General features: G+C 37.6%; 18 protein-coding genes. 8 read left to right on the top strand and 10 right to left on the bottom strand.

Annotated features, from left to right (window positions below; all coding sequences use genetic code 11):
- From dapB to FRZ67_RS08760, 7 genes are all read right to left on the bottom strand, one after another.
- Positions 1 to 717, bottom strand: a complete 717-nt coding sequence (gene dapB, locus FRZ67_RS08790; RefSeq protein WP_147189195.1) for a 4-hydroxy-tetrahydrodipicolinate reductase — start codon at positions 715 to 717, stop codon at positions 1 to 3.
- A gap of 142 nt (positions 718 to 859) precedes the next feature.
- Positions 860 to 1,657: a PhzF family protein gene (locus FRZ67_RS08785; protein WP_147189194.1), complete on the bottom strand. Its 798-nt coding sequence runs from the start codon at positions 1,655 to 1,657 to the stop codon at positions 860 to 862.
- A 789-nt stretch (positions 1,658 to 2,446) separates the two neighbouring features.
- Entirely contained in the window at positions 2,447 to 3,928 is a 1,482-nt protein-coding gene (gene zwf, locus FRZ67_RS08780; protein WP_147189193.1) for a glucose-6-phosphate dehydrogenase, read from the bottom strand.
- Positions 3,929 to 4,093: 165 nt separating this feature from the next.
- Positions 4,094 to 4,765: a DUF5683 domain-containing protein gene (locus FRZ67_RS08775; protein WP_147189192.1), complete on the bottom strand. Its 672-nt coding sequence runs from the start codon at positions 4,763 to 4,765 to the stop codon at positions 4,094 to 4,096.
- A gap of 5 nt (positions 4,766 to 4,770) precedes the next feature.
- The gene (locus tag FRZ67_RS08770) at positions 4,771 to 5,694 is read right to left on the bottom strand and encodes a ParB/RepB/Spo0J family partition protein (RefSeq protein WP_147189191.1); all 924 of its coding nucleotides are present in this window, start codon (positions 5,692 to 5,694) and stop codon (positions 4,771 to 4,773) included.
- Between the two features lie 78 nt (positions 5,695 to 5,772).
- Positions 5,773 to 6,573 carry a ParA family protein gene (locus tag FRZ67_RS08765; RefSeq protein ID WP_147189190.1) on the bottom strand — a complete coding sequence of 267 codons (801 nt, stop codon included), beginning with the start codon at positions 6,571 to 6,573 and terminating at the stop codon, positions 5,773 to 5,775.
- Between the two features lie 142 nt (positions 6,574 to 6,715).
- Positions 6,716 to 7,396 (bottom strand): metal-dependent hydrolase, encoded by a 681-nt coding sequence (locus FRZ67_RS08760; RefSeq protein ID WP_147189189.1) that lies wholly within the window; start codon positions 7,394 to 7,396, stop codon positions 6,716 to 6,718.
- Between the two features lie 321 nt (positions 7,397 to 7,717).
- Here FRZ67_RS08760 and cysQ point away from each other — a divergent pair, with 321 nt between their 5' ends.
- From cysQ to FRZ67_RS08720, 8 genes are all read left to right on the top strand, one after another.
- On the top strand, positions 7,718 to 8,518 hold the full coding sequence (gene cysQ / locus FRZ67_RS08755) for a 3'(2'),5'-bisphosphate nucleotidase CysQ (RefSeq protein ID WP_147189188.1): 801 nt from the start codon (positions 7,718 to 7,720) through the stop codon (positions 8,516 to 8,518).
- Positions 8,519 to 8,564: 46 nt separating this feature from the next.
- The gene (locus FRZ67_RS08750; protein WP_147189187.1) at positions 8,565 to 10,208 is read left to right on the top strand and encodes a glucosamine inositolphosphorylceramide transferase family protein; all 1,644 of its coding nucleotides are present in this window, start codon (positions 8,565 to 8,567) and stop codon (positions 10,206 to 10,208) included.
- A gap of 52 nt (positions 10,209 to 10,260) precedes the next feature.
- On the top strand, positions 10,261 to 11,370 hold the full coding sequence (locus tag FRZ67_RS08745; protein ID WP_147189186.1) for a glycosyltransferase family 4 protein: 1,110 nt from the start codon (positions 10,261 to 10,263) through the stop codon (positions 11,368 to 11,370).
- Positions 11,371 to 11,522: 152 nt separating this feature from the next.
- Positions 11,523 to 12,398 (top strand): sulfotransferase, encoded by an 876-nt coding sequence (locus FRZ67_RS08740; RefSeq protein WP_158638336.1) that lies wholly within the window; start codon positions 11,523 to 11,525, stop codon positions 12,396 to 12,398.
- Between the two features lie 242 nt (positions 12,399 to 12,640).
- Entirely contained in the window at positions 12,641 to 13,582 is a 942-nt protein-coding gene (locus tag FRZ67_RS08735) for a sulfotransferase domain-containing protein (protein ID WP_147189184.1), read from the top strand.
- A gap of 201 nt (positions 13,583 to 13,783) precedes the next feature.
- Positions 13,784 to 14,608 carry a sulfotransferase domain-containing protein gene (locus FRZ67_RS08730; protein WP_510184717.1) on the top strand — a complete coding sequence of 275 codons (825 nt, stop codon included), beginning with the start codon at positions 13,784 to 13,786 and terminating at the stop codon, positions 14,606 to 14,608.
- Between the two features lie 47 nt (positions 14,609 to 14,655).
- Positions 14,656 to 15,972, top strand: coding sequence for a UDP-glucose dehydrogenase family protein (locus tag FRZ67_RS08725; RefSeq protein WP_147189182.1), 1,317 nt, complete (start codon positions 14,656 to 14,658; stop codon positions 15,970 to 15,972).
- A gap of 97 nt (positions 15,973 to 16,069) precedes the next feature.
- Positions 16,070 to 17,179 carry a glycosyltransferase gene (locus FRZ67_RS08720; protein WP_147189181.1) on the top strand — a complete coding sequence of 370 codons (1,110 nt, stop codon included), beginning with the start codon at positions 16,070 to 16,072 and terminating at the stop codon, positions 17,177 to 17,179.
- Between the two features lie 132 nt (positions 17,180 to 17,311).
- On the opposite strand, the gene rpsG is transcribed toward FRZ67_RS08720, so the two are convergent.
- From rpsG to FRZ67_RS08705, 3 genes are all read right to left on the bottom strand, one after another.
- The gene (gene rpsG / locus FRZ67_RS08715; RefSeq protein ID WP_147189180.1) at positions 17,312 to 17,779 is read right to left on the bottom strand and encodes a 30S ribosomal protein S7; all 468 of its coding nucleotides are present in this window, start codon (positions 17,777 to 17,779) and stop codon (positions 17,312 to 17,314) included.
- A 24-nt stretch (positions 17,780 to 17,803) separates the two neighbouring features.
- Complete coding sequence (gene rpsL / locus FRZ67_RS08710; protein WP_147189179.1) at positions 17,804 to 18,187, bottom strand: 30S ribosomal protein S12; 384 nt, start codon at positions 18,185 to 18,187, stop codon at positions 17,804 to 17,806.
- A 194-nt stretch (positions 18,188 to 18,381) separates the two neighbouring features.
- Positions 18,382 to 19,446, bottom strand: coding sequence for a branched-chain amino acid aminotransferase (locus tag FRZ67_RS08705; RefSeq protein ID WP_147189178.1), 1,065 nt, complete (start codon positions 19,444 to 19,446; stop codon positions 18,382 to 18,384).
- Between the last annotated feature and the right edge of the window lie 45 nt (positions 19,447 to 19,491).

The raw sequence follows: 19,491 nt of genomic DNA, 5'->3' as shown, positions 1-19,491 counted from the left end.
TCAGAGGTTCAAAACATCTTTCATGGTAAAAATACCTTTTTTGCCACATAGAAATTCTGCAGCCATTACAGCGCCGGAAGCAAAACCCTGCCTGTTATGTGCTGTGTGAATGATCTCAATATCATCAATAGCAGAACTATATTTTATTTTATGTGTGCCGGGCGCAGGATCAATTCTTTCGCTGATGATCTCCAGCTCCTCTTCATTATCGCTGATATGATTTACCCAAACTTTCTTTGTTTTTATTTTTTGCATTACCTGCTCCGCTAGGGTAATAGCCGTACCGCTTGGCGCATCTCTCTTTTGCGTATGGTGTGTCTCTTCAAGCGCTACATGATAGTTCTCATGTTTGCTCATTAATTCAGCAAGAAAGCTGTTGAGTTCAAAGAACAGGTTTACGCCAATGCTAAAATTGCTTGCATAGATCAGTGCACCCTCTTTATACGTTACGTAATCTTTTACATCGTTCCAATGCTGCAGCCAGCCTGTAGAGCCGCTAACAACAGCAACACCTGCATCAATGCATTTTCTGATGTTGTGTACAGCGCTGTGTGGCGAAGTAAATTCAATGGCCACATCTGCCCTGGCTACGTTTTCCAATGTAAAATCTTCGAGGTTCTCTATACCAATGCGCAGTACAATTTCATGGCCTTTTGCTGTTGCGATCTGTTCAATGGCCTGGCCCATTTTGCCATAACCGATAAGTGCAATTTTCATCTTTTGATAATCTGTGGTTGGTTGCTAATGATTACCACAAAAATAAATGAATAATTTTATTGAACCGGCAACAGAATATGCATGATGCTTTGGTTGTGTCACTCACTTGTGCGTTCGGGAATTAATGGAGTTTTAAACATTATTATAAGATAAATTGCCCCTCTAATACGGTTACCGCTTCCCCTAAAATGTAAACTTTGTCTTCTAAAAGTTCTGTACTCATTGTTCCTGTTCTTAATGAAGACTGGTAAGCATTCAATTTTGTTTTATTTAATTTGATTGCCCAATATTTTGTCAAAAAAGTTTGAATGCCACCTGTTACAGGGTCTTCATTAGTTCCAGCCCAGGGCCAAAAATACCTGTAATGAAAATCAAAATTTTCACTATCAGAAATGGCTGTTACTAACACACCATTTATTCCTGTGTATGAATTTATCAATGCCGGAAAATCAGGTTTCAAATTTGCCAGCTCAGGTGCACTTTTAATTTCAATTAAAACTATTTTATTTTTAGGACTGTATCTTTTATCTGCCATTTCAGAAATTCCAAGTGCATCTAACATCTTTCGGGGAACTTCGATTTCTTCTGTGTCGTAAACAGGAAATTGCATTTTGATTTTACTACCTACTTTCTCAATAAACAATTCAACATTGTTACAGTTGATGAATTTTATACTGTCAAATGAGTTTGTATCGAAAATAATTTTTGATGAAGCCAATGTAGCGTGTCCACATAATGGAATTTCAATCTTTGGCGTAAAAAATCTTATGCCATAAGTGTTGCCTGTGATTTGTTTTATAAAAGCAGTTTCAGAAAAGCCAATTTCTGTTGCAATGCTTTGCATAGTTGTACTGCTCAAATCGCTTTCTGCAATACAAACTGCAGCAGGATTTCCTTTGAATTTTTGATTAGTAAAAGAGTCAACAAAATATGTCTTCATTTTTCTGATTTTCTATTAGTTTAGAGTTTCGTCAAAATAGTATGCAACATTTATTTTGTATTGTCGTCGGGACAAACCACTTTTTTATAGCTCAATTTCTTTCCCGACTCAAGTGTGCGACGCAGCCACCCATTTTGCCATAGCCTATAAGTGCAATTTTCATCTTTTGATGATCTGTGGTTGGTTGCAAATGATTAAAACAAAAATAAATGAATAATTTTATTGAGCCGGCAACAGAATATGCATGATGCTTTGGTTGTGTCACTCACTTGTACGTTCGGTTCTTTATTGAGCTACGTGTAAAACGGACAATTGTTTATTTCGATAACTATAATGCAAGGTTAATTTGTATTAATTTGTATTTTGGTTTTTATGAAACTATATGACAAAAGCTCGGTAAGTATGAAATTTAGTTTAGTAATCCCTTTTAAATGCACAAATCCGTTAGAAATTGGTTTGTTTGAATAAAAAGAGATAGCGGTACCAGAAATTTTAAATGTGTTCTTCGATTGTGCAAATGTCTCAGACATAAAAAGTGTCAAGCAATATATTATTGAGAGTTTAAGCATGGTCGCATTATGATGCCCCATAACGCCTGTATAGGCGTTATGCCACGCAATATAAATATTTTTCCTACTCATGAAAATTAGTCCATTAACATTATACATTTTGTATTATCAGTAGGATAATCCACTTTTTTATAGCTCAATTTATTTCCCTTAGTACAAGTGTGCGACGCAACAACCGATGCCATAAAACACTACAGCCCGTAAACAAATTATTTTTTCCTTACACAACGAACCATTGATCTGCAAAGGGTTTTAGCAGATCATCGGCTGCTTTGGGGCCAGATGTACCGGCTTTGTAATACAGCAATTGTTTTGACGGATTTTTCTTCCATGCATCTACAATGGGCATTACTACTTTCCAGGCGGTCTCTACCTGGTCTGCACGCATAAACAATGTGGCATCGCCATTCAATACATCAAGCAACAATGCTTCATATGCTTCGGGTATAGCTTCGGTGTAAGATTGGTTGTAAGTGAAATCCATTTCAACGGGCTTTAATTTCATATGCAGACCGGGCACTTTGCTTTCGAAGAGTAAACTTATTTCAAGATCGGGTTGTATGCTTATAACAAGGCGATTGGGTACAATATCGTCTTTAAAAATCCTGTTGGGCGAATCTTTGAATTGCAATACGATCATGGATGTTTGTTTGGGCATGCATTTGCCGGTGCGCAAATAGAAAGGCACATTTTTCCATCTTTCATTGTCTATAAAAAGTCTTGCCGCCACATATGTTTCGGTGGTAGAATTTTTTGCCACATGTTCTTCTTTACGATAAGCATGTTGCGGAATATTATTAATGCTTCCTTCTTTGTATTGTGCACGTACCACATTGGTGAACACCTGTGATTCTTTATAAATGCGCACCTGCTTAAGCACATTTACTTTTGCGTTGCGTATGGCTTCAGCCTCGTACTTTGGAGGGCTGTCCATGGCAATAACACAGAGCAGTTGCAACAGGTGGTTCTGGATCATATCACGCAGTGCACCGCTGCCATCGTAGTAGCCGCCGCGTTTACCAACGCTTACCTGTTCGCAAACATTGATCTGTACATGATCAATATAATTCCTGTTCCACAAAGGTTCAAACACATAGTTGGCAAACCTGAATGCAAGAATATTTTGCACGGTTTCCTTGCCGAGGTAATGGTCTATTCGGTAGATCTGTTTTTCTTCGAAACGTTTGCGTAAATACCGGTTGAGCTTTTGTGCAGATTGAAGGTCTGTACCAAACGGTTTCTCTACTACGATCCTGTCTTTGGTAAGTTGGTTGGCAATTTGGTGCGTATATAAACCTTCTGCAATAACTTCTATAAATTTTGGTGATACTGCAAAGTAGAACATGCGTGTACTACGTTGTTTATTTTTTACATCAAATACATCCAGCTTTGCTTTTAGATTAATGAAGGTTTCTTCATTTAAAAAGTCACCTTGTATGTATTGAATTTTATTGGCAAATGCACTCCATGTTGGTGGATCTGCTTTTCCGCTGCGTGAAAATTCATTTACACCAAGTAAGAGGTCGTTCTTAAATTCATTTTCATCAACTGTCATAAAATCAACACAAATAATTGTGCAAATAGCAGGCAGGTGATTGCCAATAAATAAATTATATAAAGCGGGTATTAGTTTGCGGCGTGTAAGATCTCCTTTTGCGCCAAAGATGGTGATGGCAGCAGTATTTGTTGTTGTTTGTTTCATATCTAATGGAAAGGCATTTGAAAATAAAAATAAGACAAATGCAAACGACTATTTTGTATCTTTTCTTTTATAGCATGAATTGCTCAATGCTGCCATAATAACGAACGTACAAGTGAGTGACACAACAACTGATGCTATAAAAAACTAAAGCTGGCAAATAAAAAATTAAAATGCAGGCAATACTTTCCGTTGTGGGTTTTTTAAATTGAAAGCAACTCCTAATCCCGGTGTTTTGGTAGAAAAATTATAAGTGGGTTTTATGTGCATGCTAAGATCGTCGCTTACATCAAAGTCTTTGAGGTGCCCGAAAACAGTGGCGTCTACCACATTTAATCCCCACGCAAGCAGGAAAAATAAAACAGAATAATCGCGGTTTTTTCTGAAATCATTACGGTAAAACTGGAGGCTTTGCGGATAATCTACCAACCCTTTAAGCTTTGGGTCTATCTGGTCATAGTTAGCAGTATCACCATTGATTACGATGCTGTATGCATCCCTTGTTCTTTTATACCATTTATCATTATAAACATAGGTGCCTGCTGTAATACCGAGCGCAGCATATACCAGGGGTATCTTCCAGTACTGCCTGTTATAGGCCTGGCCCCAACCCGGTATAATTGCCGAGCGGCGTGTAGCTTTTGCAGGATCGTGTTTTTTTTTGAGGAGCGTATCTTTTACGGGAACAGAATCTTTTGCTACAATTGCAGTATCTGTTTTGATCTTTATACTTGTGTCCATGATGGACGTAGATGCTAATTGTTGCTTATCATTCTGTGCATACAGACTGGTAACAATAAAGCTTATAAAAAACGGTATGATAATTTTTTTCAGCAGCATTAAGATCAGCTTACCTGAATACTCATCTGTTCCAGGATCTTATTTAATTCTTCGAGTGAATAATATTCCAATGTAATACTACCATAACCTTTATTGTTATGATTGAGTTTTACTTTGGTTCCAAAATGAGACGCTAAATTATCTTCTATTCTTTTGTAAGCAGGCGGTAAGGAGGATTTTGAAGAAGATTTAACAGCACCTGGTTTTTCATTCTTATACAGGTTGCGCACCAATTCTTCTGTTTGTCTTACGCTTAAGCCTTTATTTTTTATTTCAGCGTAAACGAAGAGTTGTTTGTCAATCGTATCAATATTGATCAATGCTCTTGCGTGGCCCATACTTAAATTACCGCTGCGTACAGCAAGTTGTATATCGGGTGGTAATTTTAATAAACGTATATAATTGGTAACCGTGCTTCTTTCTTTGCCCATGCGCTCTGCCACTTGTTCCTGCGTATGGTTAAGTTCTTCCATCATGCGTTTATAACTGAGACCGATCTCAATTGCGTTCAGGTCTTCACGCTGCAGATTTTCGAGTAAAGCAAGTTCTAACAATTCAGCATCATTGGCCTGGCGTATATAAGCAGGTATATCTTTTAGCCCTGCCATTTTAGCTGCACGAAAGCGGCGCTCACCGGCAATCAATTGATATTTGCCTGAGGCAAGTTTTGAAACAGTGACAGGCTGAATAATATCGTGCAGCTTTATTGAAGCTGCCAGTTCATTCAATGCTGTTTCATCAAAATCGTGACGTGGATTTCTTGGATTGGTTTGTATTTGCTCAAGTGCAATGCGGCTGCTGGCTGTAGCGGTTTCTACCACAGTACTTTTTAAATTACCTGTTGTGGTCTTAAGATCAGTGTCAATATTTTGTAGAAGGGATCTTATTCCCTTACCCAATAGATCTTTATTCTGTTTTGGAGTGGTCATGAAACGTTATAAGTTTTAAATGGTAAGTTGTAAGTAATTCGGCGTTTTACTTTGTACGTATAACTTATTACTTACAACCTATTCAATAATTCTTTCTTCATTGGTCATCTTCGTCATACCATTTTTCTGCAGCACTTCTTTTGCAAGGTTCAGGTAATTGATAGAACCTTTGCTGTCTGCATCATATAATATTACCGGTTTGCCTACACTGGGCGCTTCGCTTAATCTTGTATTGCGGTGAATGATGGTGCTGAAAACCATTTCATCAAAATGCCTCCGCACTTCACTTACTACCTGGTTGCAGAGACGCAACCTGCCGTCATACATGGTCATTAATATACCTTCTATCTGTAATTCTGTGTTCAGCCTGCTTTGAACAATTTTTATGGTATTTAGTAATTTACCTAAACCTTCGAGTGCAAAGAATTCGCATTGCACAGGCACTATCACACTATCTGCAGCTGTAAGTGCATTTACAGTTATCAGGCCCAATGAAGGTGAGCAATCAATTACTATAAAATCATAGTTAGCTCTTAATGGTTCAAGAATGCCTTTCAATACCAACTCTCTGTTCGGGTAATTGATCATTTCAATTTCAGCACCCACCAAATCAATATGAGAAGGTATCAGGTCAAGATTTGGTATCTCACTCTTCAATATTACATCAGCGCCAGGCACATTATTTACCATACAGTCGTAAAGGCTGTTGGTAACATTATGCAGGTCAAAACCCACGCCTGTAGTGCTGTTTGCCTGCGGGTCTGCATCCACCAGCAATGTTCTGAACTCCAGCACAGCAAGGCTGGCTGCCAGGTTAATGGCTGTAGTGGTTTTGCCTACACCGCCTTTTTGATTTGCTACTCCAATTATTCTTGCCATAAGCCCCCATCTCCCAAAGGGGAGTATTTGTTTTTATGTTACCAGCTATATTGCTACTATTTAACTTCGTTGCGTCGCACTCTTGTACCTGTTATTCTATATTCAACAAACTACAGTTACGATAAACCAGAAACCACAAACATTAAACTTCTACTGTTTCTCCAATACCCGGCAGTAATAATTTTTTTCCTTTAGCAGCAAAATCGGCTTTTGCTTTTTCTGTATCTATTACTATCGGTGGAAATGTATTGTAATGAACACCTACAATTGTATTGCATTGCACAAAGTCTGATGCTTTTATGGCATCGTTTACATCCATGGTAAAGTTGCTGCCAATTGGCAATACAGCAAAATCAAGTTTTGCCCATACCGGTATAAGCTGCATATCCAGTGTTAAAGCTGTATCGCCGCTGTAATAAAAATTGCCCTGTGCAGTTGTAAAAACAAAACCTAACGGATTACCGCCATAAGTGCCGTCCGGTAACGAAGATGAATGTATAGCGCTAACACCCCTTGCTGTTCCAAAATCAAAAGGAATAGGCCCGCCATGGTTCATGGAATGAACTTTTTGTAATCCTTGTTTTTGCAACCAGCCCGCTACTTCGGCTGCGGCAACACAGGTAGCATTGGTGTTTTTAGCAATGGCTACAGCGTCTGCCACATGGTCTCCGTGGCCGTGGGACAGGAAAATATAATCTGCTTTGAGGTTGTTTATATCAATATGCTTTGCCTGCGGATTCGGGCTTATAAAAGGATCAAATAAGATCGTTTTATTTTCAACCTGCACGGCAAAGCTGGCATGACCATAAAATGTAAGCTTCATAAACCGGTTTTTATATTATGCGGAAAAGGCAGCAAAAATAAATTTTCAGATTCAATTTTCTGTTATTAATAAAATGATCTTTTGCCTATTCTTAAAGCGGAATGATACATTTTTGGTGAATTGATGCTATAAATACTTTTGTACAAGAGTGCGACGCAACAGGCGACGACATGAAATACAACGGCCGGGCACATTAATATTTAAAAACCCATTAATATGATTAAGGATAAAATAACATTATTGATAACCACGTTCTTTTAACATAAAATTTTATCTTGCCGACTTGATGAAAAACACTATCATTAACCGTAAAAACAATAAATGAAAAACTTTATTCATGTATCCGTGCTGGCAGCCATTGAGGCAGGCAAACAAATTTTAGAAGTATATAATCAGGATTTTGCAGTAGAAATCAAGAGTGATAATTCTCCTCTTACCATTGCAGATAAGAAGTCTCATGAAGTAATAAAAGCTGCTTTAGCCGGTACAGGTTTCCCTTTATTGAGTGAGGAAGGTAAACAGTTGTCTTATGATGAAAGAAAAGACTGGACTACCTTTTGGCTGGTTGACCCATTAGATGGGACGAAGGAATTTATTAAGAAAAATGGTGAGTTTACCGTAAATATTGCACTTGTTAAAGATAATAAGCCTGTGCTGGGTGTAGTATATGTTCCTGTAACACGAGTTTTATATTTCGGTGCAGAAGGTGTAGGCAGTTATGCGGTAACTATACAGGAAGAAGTAAACGCTGACAATATTGAAGGTATTTTAAGTGTTGCTACCACATTGCCCGGGGCGGAACAACCAAAAGTTTATACAGTGGTGGCAAGCCGCTCTCATAATACCCCAGAAACAGAAGCCTTTATAGAAGAAAAAAGAAAGGAACATGGCGAGGTGGATATGGTAAGCTCGGGTAGTTCCATAAAACTTTGTTTAGTAGCAGAAGGGAAGGCGCAGGTTTATCCGCGTCTTGCACCAACAATGGAGTGGGATACCGCTGCAGGTCATGGTGTGGCTAAGTTTGCAGGCTGTAGTGTATATAATTACGAAACCAAAAATGAAGTTGTTTATAATAAAGAAAACCTGCTGAATCCCTGGTTTGTGGTAGAACGCAGTAATTAACTGATTTTATTATTCAATTATCGGAAGAGACCATTCAGAACTGCCTATGCCACCAAATAAAATTAAAGTCGGGTTTTTAATTGATAGCTTTTTTGTGCCTGCCTGGGTGCATGAGACGTTTAAAAGAATTACTGAAAGCAATTATGCGTTTGCAGTTGTTGTTATAAAAAAAGAAGGTGGGGTATCAACATTCAAAGGATTTAATTACATAGCCTACAATCTGTACGGCAAAATAAGCAGGAAATATACCAAGATAAGACCCAAAGCATTTTTAAAAAAGAACGCTACAGAGTTTTTTAAAGATGTGCCCGTTTTAGAAGTAAAAACATCTTTGCAAAACGGCGCTTCACATTTACAGGAGCATGATATTAATACCATAAAAGGTTACGGCCTTGATGTGTTGATAAAATTTGGCTTTAATAAACTGGGAGGTGGCGTACTTAGTGCGGCTGCCTGTGGTGTGTGGACATTTGACAATGAAAAGATCTATGGAAGTGCAGGTACAAATGCAGGTGTGTGGGAAGTTGTAAAAGGCAGTTGCGCTACACCAATTACACTAAGAATACTTGCTGATACTGAACCTGAAAAAGTTTTGTACCAATCTTTTTCCACTACGGGAATTTCAATAAGTAAATGCCAGGGGCTTGCCTGTTGGAAAGCCGTTTCATTTATTCCTAGGAGGTTGAAAGAATTGTATGAGTTCGGTACAGAAGCTTTTTTACAAAATATAAGAGATTATAGCAAGTCAATAAATTTAAAAGGACAACCTGCAAATCCACCTGCAAATGGAAAATTTATTACTTACCTGTTTAGCCGGTACAGCAAATGGATAGGTAGGAAAATATGGGGCTTGAATAACCAGGAACAATGGCTGCTACTGTATCATTTTAACGATCAGAATAAGCTTCCTGATCTGTCTGTAACTGATTTTAAGTACAAAGAAATTATTCCGCCTTCCAGTAAATTCTGGGCAGACCCATGTGTTTTTAAAAATTCTGATGGCAAATATTTTATTTTCTTTGAGGAGTATGTTTACAAGAGAAAGAAAGCACATCTTTCGGTATTGGAAATTGACAAAGATGGTACCATTTCCAAACCACAAATAGTATTAGAAAAGCCTTATCATTTGTCTTATCCTTTTATTCTGACAGAAGGCAATGATATTTACATGATACCTGAAACAAGCGAAAATAAAACTATTGAGATCTATAAATGTGTATCATTCCCCGATAAGTGGGAGTTCCAGATGAACCTGATGGAAAATATTCATGCAGTAGATACCACTATACATTTTTACAACAATAAATACTGGCTTTTTGTAAACATCAAAGAAAACAAGGGTGGTTCTGCATGGGATGAATTGTTTTTATTTTCTGCAGACACTTTGCTTACACAGAATTGGAGGCCGCATCCGCAAAATCCTATCATTTCAGATGTAAGACAGTCAAGACCTGCCGGGCATTTGATTGAACATGAAGGGAAATTATACCGCCCATCGCAGGATTGTTCCTGCAGTTATGGCTATGCAACCAATATGAACGAGATTATTACGTTAAATGAAAAGGAATACAAAGAGAAGACTGTAACAAAGCTTTTACCTAAATGGAATAAAAAGGCAATGGCGGTTCATACTTTATCAAGTAGGGATGGATTAGCAGTGCTTGATGCCCGATATAAAAGCAAAAAATAACTGATAATATAACCAATATTTATGAACCTTTTTTACAAAACCATTCTCCGCCATGTATAAGATCGTTCAAATGCTGCCGGCATTAGGCTGGGGAGGTGCCCAGGTGTTTTGCATACAGCTTAGTAACGAACTGGCAAAAAATCCTGATTATGATGTTACGTTGGTTTCATTGTACGATCACACCAGCAATCATATGCCTGTTGACAGGATTGATAAGAAAGTCAAGTTTATAACACTTGGCAAAAAGAACGGATTAGATATTGACATTTATAAAAAAGTATACGCGCTTTTAAAAAAGTTGCAGCCAGATGTTGTGCATACACATTTGCACGCAGGTTATTATGTAATGTGGGCTTACCTGCGCATGAAAAATAATTTTGCTAAGGTGCATACTTTTCATTCGCTTGTTACAAAAGATGCACCGTGGCATGGAAGGCAAATGAATAAATATTTTTTCAGGAAAGCTGTGATGCATCCTGTAAGTATATCAGATGAAGTTTTAAAAGGTGCGATAAAAGAATACGGAAAAAATACAAAGACGCTTATATACAATGGCTCAGATACTGCAAAAGCTACAAACAAATTACAGGAAGTAACCAATGCAATCACTGCCTTAAAAAAGAATGCAAATACAAAAGTGCTGATAAGTGTGGGCCGCATTTACGATGTAAAAAATCATCGCCTCATTATTGAAGCAATGAAAGTGCTTGCAGCAGAAGGAGCGAATGTTATTGCATTAATTGTCGGCGGTCATTTACCACAAGACCAGGCTTTATATGATGAACTTATAAAAGACAAGCCAGCATGTGTGCATTTCCTCGGCAAAGCAAATAATGTTGGTGATTATCTTTTGAATGCCGATGCGTTTCTGATGCCTTCATTGTATGAAGGTTTGCCCATTAGTTTGCTTGAGGCAATGTCTGTTGGTCTTGTGCCTATATGCACGCCGGTAGGAGGTTTGCTCGATATTATAAAACCAGGCACAGGTTATCTTTCAAAAGATCTTAGCACAGAAAGTTATGTTGCTGCAATCAAAAAATTTTTGAATCTTGAACCAACTGAATTGCAATCGTTGAAACAAAATATCAAAACTGTTTTTCAAAATGAATATAGCATGGAGAGTTGCGCAAAAAAGTATGACGCATTATACCATAGCTTATAAGAGAAATTTATTTTTGTGCCCGGCTGAAGAATAAGTATTAAGCTTTGATTGCGTCGCACTCTTGTACGGTTAAAACTATATTCAGCAATAAACGTGGATAAGGAGCATATTTAAAATATAAAATGAACAATAAGCCCACGATAATTTATATCATGTCAGACAACAGGTCTGGTTCTACTTTGCTGGAAAATATTTTATCAAAATCTGATGAATGTTTTTCGGTAGGAGAGCTTGCCATGTTGAAAGGGCACCTGCTAAAAAATGGTCCGGGTGAAAAATGGAATTGGACCTGTGCATGTGGCAGTGCTTTAACTGATTGTGTTTTCTGGTCGTCTATAATAAAACAAACCTACCAGGCAGATCCGGAAAATTTTGCCAGTGCGCTTACCTGGAATTTTAAATCGAAAGCACTTGCACTAAATGCAATGGCTCCTTTTATGTTCAAAAAGAAATTTTTGAAAGTTATTAATCAGCCGGTGAATGTAAAAGTAACCAATACGCTGAATAAATTATTTCAATTAGTACACGAAAAGAGTGGCAAAAATTTCATTGTGGATTCTTCTAAAAATCCTTTGCAGGCACTTGCTATTTATAAAAAAGTTACTGGCTTTGATGTAAAAATAATCTGGCTAAAAAGAGATTTGAGAGCAATTGTAACTTCCAAAACCAAATGGAAAAGCCTGAATAAAAAGAAGGAAAAATCTATGCAGAAACTCCTGCTTGATGTTTTTTATTATCGCAGGCTTTGTTATACTGTTTCTACTTTAGTAAAGCCTGAAGATATTATTGAGCTTGATTATAAAACTTTGGCAACAAATACGCACGAAGAATTACAGAAAATATTTAATGCTTTTGGTATGAAGGCTTTTCCTACACCAGAGTATATGGAATTGGTAGAAGATCATACCATTGGCGGTACACCAGGAAGATTTTCAAAGAAGCCAATTCAGTATGATGATAGCTGGAAAGAACAATACAATGACAATAAGCTCGCTTATTTTACAGGTGGTGTATTGAATAAAATATAGTAGCACTTTGTTCCACCATATAACAAAGCGCTGAAGAGTGCGACGCAACGAAAGCTTAATAGCAGCAAAATATGATGGGTTTATAAAAGTATGCAACTCATATTAAAATTTGCTATAAAATAATAGGTTCATTCCGGGCGTTATTACGACATAAAAATTATCTTGTCCGTACGTGTATATCAATGCCAGCGGAAGTTTTGAAATAAATAGAGCTTACATTTTTCAAGGTATAAAAGCGATCTATGAGCAGGGCCATATTGCCAAATACATTTATAATAGGTGTTCAAAAAGCCGGCACCACTACGCTGGATGGCTGGCTTAGCCAGCATCCGCAGATCTATTGCTATGAATCTTTGAAAGATGTGATGCTTTTTTTTCGCTTTAAATCTATAGAAGAGATACTGCAACGAATGGAAAAAGAACCGGTGCCGTATAAAGGGCAGCCTGTGGTTCTGCAATCAGCAGTTAATTACATTTTCTACCCGCAATATTTGGAGAAGCTTGGGCAAATGAGTCCTGCTGCGAAACTGATTCTTATACTAAGAAACCCTGTTGACAGGGCGGTTTCTTCTTACGGCTATTTTACAAAAATGCTTCGCGAAAAAAGACGCATGCAGGGAGCCGTAATATATGAACCAAAAGACAGCACTGAATTTTCTAAGGACAATAGTGATTTTACTTATATAGAACACGGTTTCTATGCAAAGCAAATAAAAAGTTGTTTAAAATATTTTTCAAGGGAGCAATTGCTGATATTGGATTATGATGATCTTGCAAGCAATCCTTCAAAACTTTTGAAACAGGTATTTTCATTTTTGAATATTGACGAAAACTTTCAACCTGATCTTGCGCCAAAAAATGTAACAGGTTCTGTGAAAAATCAATATCTGCAAGAGAGTTTGATTCATCGCGGCAAATTTCGTAAATGGGTTGTTGATAAAATAGTTGATCCTATTTTTCCTGTTGGAAAAAGAAAAATGTTGAAGCGTAAATTATTTGAATTAAATACCGGTAAGAAAAAAACCGAAGTGCCTGTTGTTGCCGATAAAGAAACCATAGCATCCATCAAAAAGCAATTGCAGCCTTATTTTTTGGAAGACACAAAGGAACTGGATGTAATGCTGGGAACAGATTTTTATAACAAATGGTTTGAGAAAAAAATGGTTAGTGAACCAGGTAATTAAGTTACGCAGGTAAGAAAATTGCGAATGACTTAATTTTGCGACTTAATAAATGAATGAAATAATAGTAGTAAAAAGGAATAGATAAAACTATATTTTAAAAAGACCATGCAGCAAAAGATACCTAATTTTTTAGTATGCGGACCGCCCAAATGCGCTTCTACATCTATATATTTTTACTTAAAACAACATCCCGAAATTTACATGTCCCCTGAAAAACAAATACGGTTTTTCAGTGTATATTATGATAAAGGAGCAGACTTTTATATCAATACTTATTTCTCCGGTATTACTACAGAAAAAATGGCTGGGGAAGCTACACCTACCTATTCCTTATTACCATTTGTAGCAAAACGTATCTATGATTATAACCCAGAAATGAAACTTGTTTTTTGTTTGCGTAATCCTGTTGAAAGAACATTTTCAGGATATACCATGCGTGCAAACAACGGAACAGAACATCTTTCATTTCGCGAGGCAATAACAGAAAATCTGAAGCAAAGAGAAACGGTGAAATTCGAAAGTGAAAAAGATGCTGCAGACTGGGCAGCTGATATGATCCGCGGAGACAGGCTCGAAGAAACAGGCTTCAGAACTTACCTTGAAGGAAGTTTGTATGCAACCAATCTTCGTCATTACTTAAAATATTTTTCACTTTCACAGATCAAAGTTGTTTTTCTTGATAACCTGCAAAAAGACCTGCATGGAACACTAAAAGAAATCTATACTTTTCTTGGTGTGGACCCTAATTACGTAATTGAAAAAACAGAGCAAAAGAACACATACAAGAAATCAAAACTCAAGTTCCTGGAACCAATACTCGGAAAGAATAAACCACTTTCTAAAATGCTGGCTCGTATTATGCCGGGTGGAATAAAGAAGAAGATTCTTGATACTATGTATGTTGAAGGCAGTAAGAAAAAGTTAACACCGGAAGACCGGAAGTTTGCTTATGAAATATTGAAAAATGAAATTGATGATCTGGAAAAATTACTAAGTATTGATCTTTCACACTGGAAATTATCTTAAACTGAGTCCAATATAAATTCTATCAGAAATAAAATTAAAGCTATCACATGAAAATCGTTGTTGTTGGTACTGGTTATGTTGGCCTTGTTACAGGCGCCTGTCTTTCTGAAGTAGGTATAGAAGTTATTTGTGTGGACGTAAATATTCAGAAGATCGAAAACCTGCAAAAAGGAATTCTGCCTATTTATGAACCAGGCCTTGAAGATATTGTGGAACGCAATTTCAAAAATGGTCGTTTGCAATTCAGCACCAACCTGGCAGAAGCTATCATTGGTGCTCAGGTTGTATTTATAGCAGTTGGTACACCTCCGGGTGAAGATGGTAGTGCGGATCTGCAATATGTATTAAAAGTTGCAGATACGGTGGGCACATATATGAACGGTTATCTTGTTGTTGTTACAAAGAGCACTGTGCCCGTTGGTACAGCTGCTAAAGTAAAAAGCGCTATCTCAAATGCATTAAAAAATCGTAGTGCTTATATAGATTTTGATGTAGCTTCTAATCCGGAATTCTTGAAAGAAGGCGCAGCTATTGATGACTTCTTAAAACCAGATCGTATTGTAATTGGTGTGGAAAGTGAGAGAGCGAAAGCAACATTACACCAGTTGTATGATCCGTTTGTTTTAAATGGACATCCTATTCTTTTCATGGATATTCCTTCTGCGGAGATGACCAAATATGCTGCAAATGCAATGCTGGCAACCAAAATATCTTTCATGAATGATATTGCCAATCTCTGTGATATTGTTGGCGCCAACGTAAATGAGGTGCGTAAAGGAATCGGCTCTGATGCACGCATTGGTAACAAATTTATTTATGCAGGCATTGGTTATGGCGGTTCATGTTTTCCAAAAGATGTAAAAGCGCTTATACAAACTGCTGAACAAAACAATTATAAACTTCGCATATTAAAAGCTGTTGATGAAGTAAATAATGATCAGAAGAAAGTAATACTTCAAAAGATCATGAAACATTATAACGATGATGTGGCAGGTAAAACATTTGCAGTCTGGGGGCTTGCATTCAAGCCTAAGACAGATGATATGCGTGAAGCACCATCGTTGGTGATCATCGAAGCGTTACTCAAAGCAGGTGCTAACGTACAGGCTTACGACCCTGTTTCTATGAACGAAGCAGAGCATATGCTTGATGCAAAAGTGGTACTTACAAAAGATGCTATCAACGCAACCAAAGGTGCGGATGCGTTAATACTTGTAACAGAGTGGCCAGAATTTCGCTTGCCCAACTGGGATAAGATCAGCGGTAATATGAAAGATCATGTGATCTTTGATGGCCGCAATATTTATAATGGCGATGAAATGAGAGCAAAGGGCTTTGATTATTATGGAATAGGTATTAAATAATATTTCGATAATTATTGGCCCGGCTGTAAAATAAAAATTTAGCTTTTGTTGCGTCGCACCCTTGTGCATTCTGTTCAATATTCTGCAAAACTGCTGCATGGAAAAGATAAAAGTCTTACATATAACCCAGTCTGTCGGTGGTGTAGAAACCTATCTGCGACAGGTTATTCAGAATATTGACCGCAGTAAGTTCGATCTCAGCATTGCATCCTGCGAACCTTCTCTTGAGAAGATGTGCGCTACATACGAGATTCCTTATCATCACATTAATATGTCAAGGGGGTTTAATCCTTTTACAGACCTGGTATCCATTTTCAAAATCCGGACATTAATTAAAAAGCAAAAACCAGCACTAGTACACCTGCACAGTTCCAAAGCAGGTTTTGTAGGAAGAATAGCGGCAAAGTTTGCAGGCTGTAAATCATTATTTACACCGCATGGGGTTTCTTATTTATCATTTACTGGGTTTAAGCGTGTACTTTTTTTTATGCTTGAATTGGTAGGAAAAAAATTCACGTATAAAGTACTGGCCATCTCTCAGTCAGAAGCAAACAGGTGTATTTATGAAATAGGGCATAAAGAAGAAAATATTTATGTAATTCCTAACTCTATGACGATACCTGTTGTGCCAATACTTGTACCGGATAAATTAGGGCAACTGGAAGGTGAAATAAAAATTGGAACAATAGGCAGATTAACTCCACAGAAAAACCCACTGCAATTTGTTGATATTGCTAACGGTGTTATCAAAGGAAACAATAAAGTACACTTTCATTTTCTTGGTGCAGGCTTTCATGATCACCTGGGTAAGGAAGTAAGAGAAAGTGTAGCGCATCACGGCATTGCTGATAATTTTCATTTGATTGAAAAGGGTGACAGTATCATTGCGTTGAATTTTCTACGCCAGTTAGACATTTTTATTCTGCCTTCTATATTTGAAGGTTTGCCTTATGCTTTACTCGAAGCTATGCTGGAAGCTGTACCCTGTGTGGTAAGTAAATGTGATGGCAACAATGATGTAATTGATAACAACGATAATGGCTATGCCTGTTTAATTACAGATGAATTTGTAAGCGTTATATCAAAACTTATTGCTGATAAAGAGAAAGCAATAGCGATTGGGGAAGCTGGTAAACAATACGTAAAAGACAGGCATGATATAAGCAATAACATAAAAGCGTTGGAAAAAATCTATTCAGAATTGTAGCCGCACTGTTGCATAATAATGAGTCGTACAAGTGAGTGACACAACGGGGATGCCATGAAATTCTGTTGTAGGCATCCACAAAATAAAAAAACCACCGGATTCCGGTGGTTAATATAATAGTTCAAAAGTCAGTTAAACTTTAAAGTGGGAGAAAGCTTTGTTTGCTTCTGCCATACGGTGTGTATCTTCTTTCTTTTTGAAAGCGGCACCTTCACCTTTACTTGCTGCTATTACTTCATTGGCAAGTTTATCAGCCATTGTTTTACCATTGCGTTCGCGGCTGTAACGGATTAACCACTTCATACTCAAAGATATTTTTCTATCCTGGCGCACTTCTGTTGGGATTTGGAAAGTAGCACCACCAATTCTGCGGCTGCGCACTTCAACAGCAGGAGTTACATTGCCTAATGCTTTTCTCCAAACTTCATATCCATCTTCACCTGTGATCTTTGATATTTTATCTACAGCATCATAAAAGATGTTAATGGCTACACTTTTTTTACCCTGCCACATCAGGTTATTGATAAAACGGGTAACCAGTTTATCATTATAACGAGCATCTGGTGCTAAAGGTAATTTCTTGGCTTGCGACTTACGCATATCTTAAAGATTACGTTGATTTAATTATTTTTTCTTTGCTTTTTCTTTCTTGGTACCGTATTTAGAACGGCTCTTTTTGCGGTCTTTTACACCGGCAGTATCAAGACTACCACGTACAATGTGGTAACGTACACCTGGTAAATCCTTTACACGACCACCGCGGATCAACACGATAGAGTGTTCCTGGAGATTGTGACCTTCACCTGGAATGTATGCGATAACCTCTACTTTATTGGTCAAACGCACCTTTGCTACTTTACGCAAAGCTGAGTTTGGTTTTTTAGGTGTAGTCGTATAAACCCTGGTGCAAACACCGCGACGCTGAGGGCAGGAATCAAGTGCCCTTGATTTACTCTTCGCCCTGATGATCTCACGGCCTTTTCTTACTAACTGTTGTATTGTAGGCATTCTGTACCAATTATTTTGGGACGGCAAAGGTATAAGCCTTACTGTGAAATTCCAAATCAGCACGATGTTTTTTTACACTTAATGTGTATTTCCTTTAGATTAAGGATCAAAACTGGCTTATTTTAAAACATTTACAGACTGCATTTCATAAAAAAGCAGCCTGAAAGGCTGCCTTAATATTTAGCATAGTCGCTTTATATTTTATATAACCATCCATATTTATCTTCAATCCTTCCTTCCTTTATATTGTTCATCTTTTCCCTAAGCTCAATAGCAACCTTAAACTTACTGGTATCAAAATGCATGATCTCATCCCTGTATTTTAATTCCTGGATCATAGCAATAGTTGCTGCAGTACCCGTACCAAAAACTTCCTGTAAGTGACCTTTGCGATAAGCTTCAGTCAACTCATCAATACTTATTTTCCTTTCATCAACGGTATATCCCATTTCTTTTAGTAAAGTAATAGCACTGTCTCTTGTAACTCCGGCCAATATCGTTCCTTCTTCAAGGGAAGGTGTTACCACCAGCCCATTGATGATAAAGAATACGTTCATCATACCTACTTCCTGTAACCATTTGTGCTCAAAAGCATCGGTCCACAAAACCTGGTCGTAGCCTTGCTTTTTAGCCTCTGTGGCAGCACGCATGCTGCCACCATAATTACCTGCATTCTTTGAAAACCCAACGCCACCGGGAGCTGCACGGGTATATTTTTCTTCAACAGCTATTTTCATAGGTGCTGCATAGTATGGTCCAGTGGGACTTAAGAGAATCAAAAATTTATAACTGTCAGAAGGCTTTACACCCAGCATAGTGTCCGTAGCAAACATCACAGGCCTTATATATAAAGAGTGGTCTTTACGTGCAGGTATCCAGTTCTTATCCAGTTCAATCAACTGACGCATACCTTCAATAAATATTTCTTCAGGTACTTCCGGCATATTCATGCGTTCAGCAGAAATATTAAACCTGCGGAAATTATCATAAGGTCTGAAAATAAACGCCTCTCTATTATCACTCCGGTAAGCCTTAATACCTTCAAAAATGGCCTGGCCATAATGCAGCGCAGATAATGAGGGTTCCAGCAATAATGGTTGGTAAGGCTTAATTTCTACATTTTTCCATTCGCCATTTTCATAATCGGCTTCCAGCATATGGTCGCTGAAATATTTGCCAAAAGGAATGTTTTCGAGGTTCAAATCGTTTAATTTGCTACGCTCAGCTTTGATAACATTGATGTCAAGTGCTTCTGTCATATCACTAAATTTGTTGCAAAGAAAAGAAAAAAAGAAAACTAACAA

This window comes from Panacibacter ginsenosidivorans (assembly GCF_007971225.1).
Classification (GTDB): domain Bacteria; phylum Bacteroidota; class Bacteroidia; order Chitinophagales; family Chitinophagaceae; genus Panacibacter; species Panacibacter ginsenosidivorans.
The sequence above is the reverse complement of the archived record's forward strand: the minus strand, read 5'-3'. Positions and strand labels throughout refer to the sequence as shown.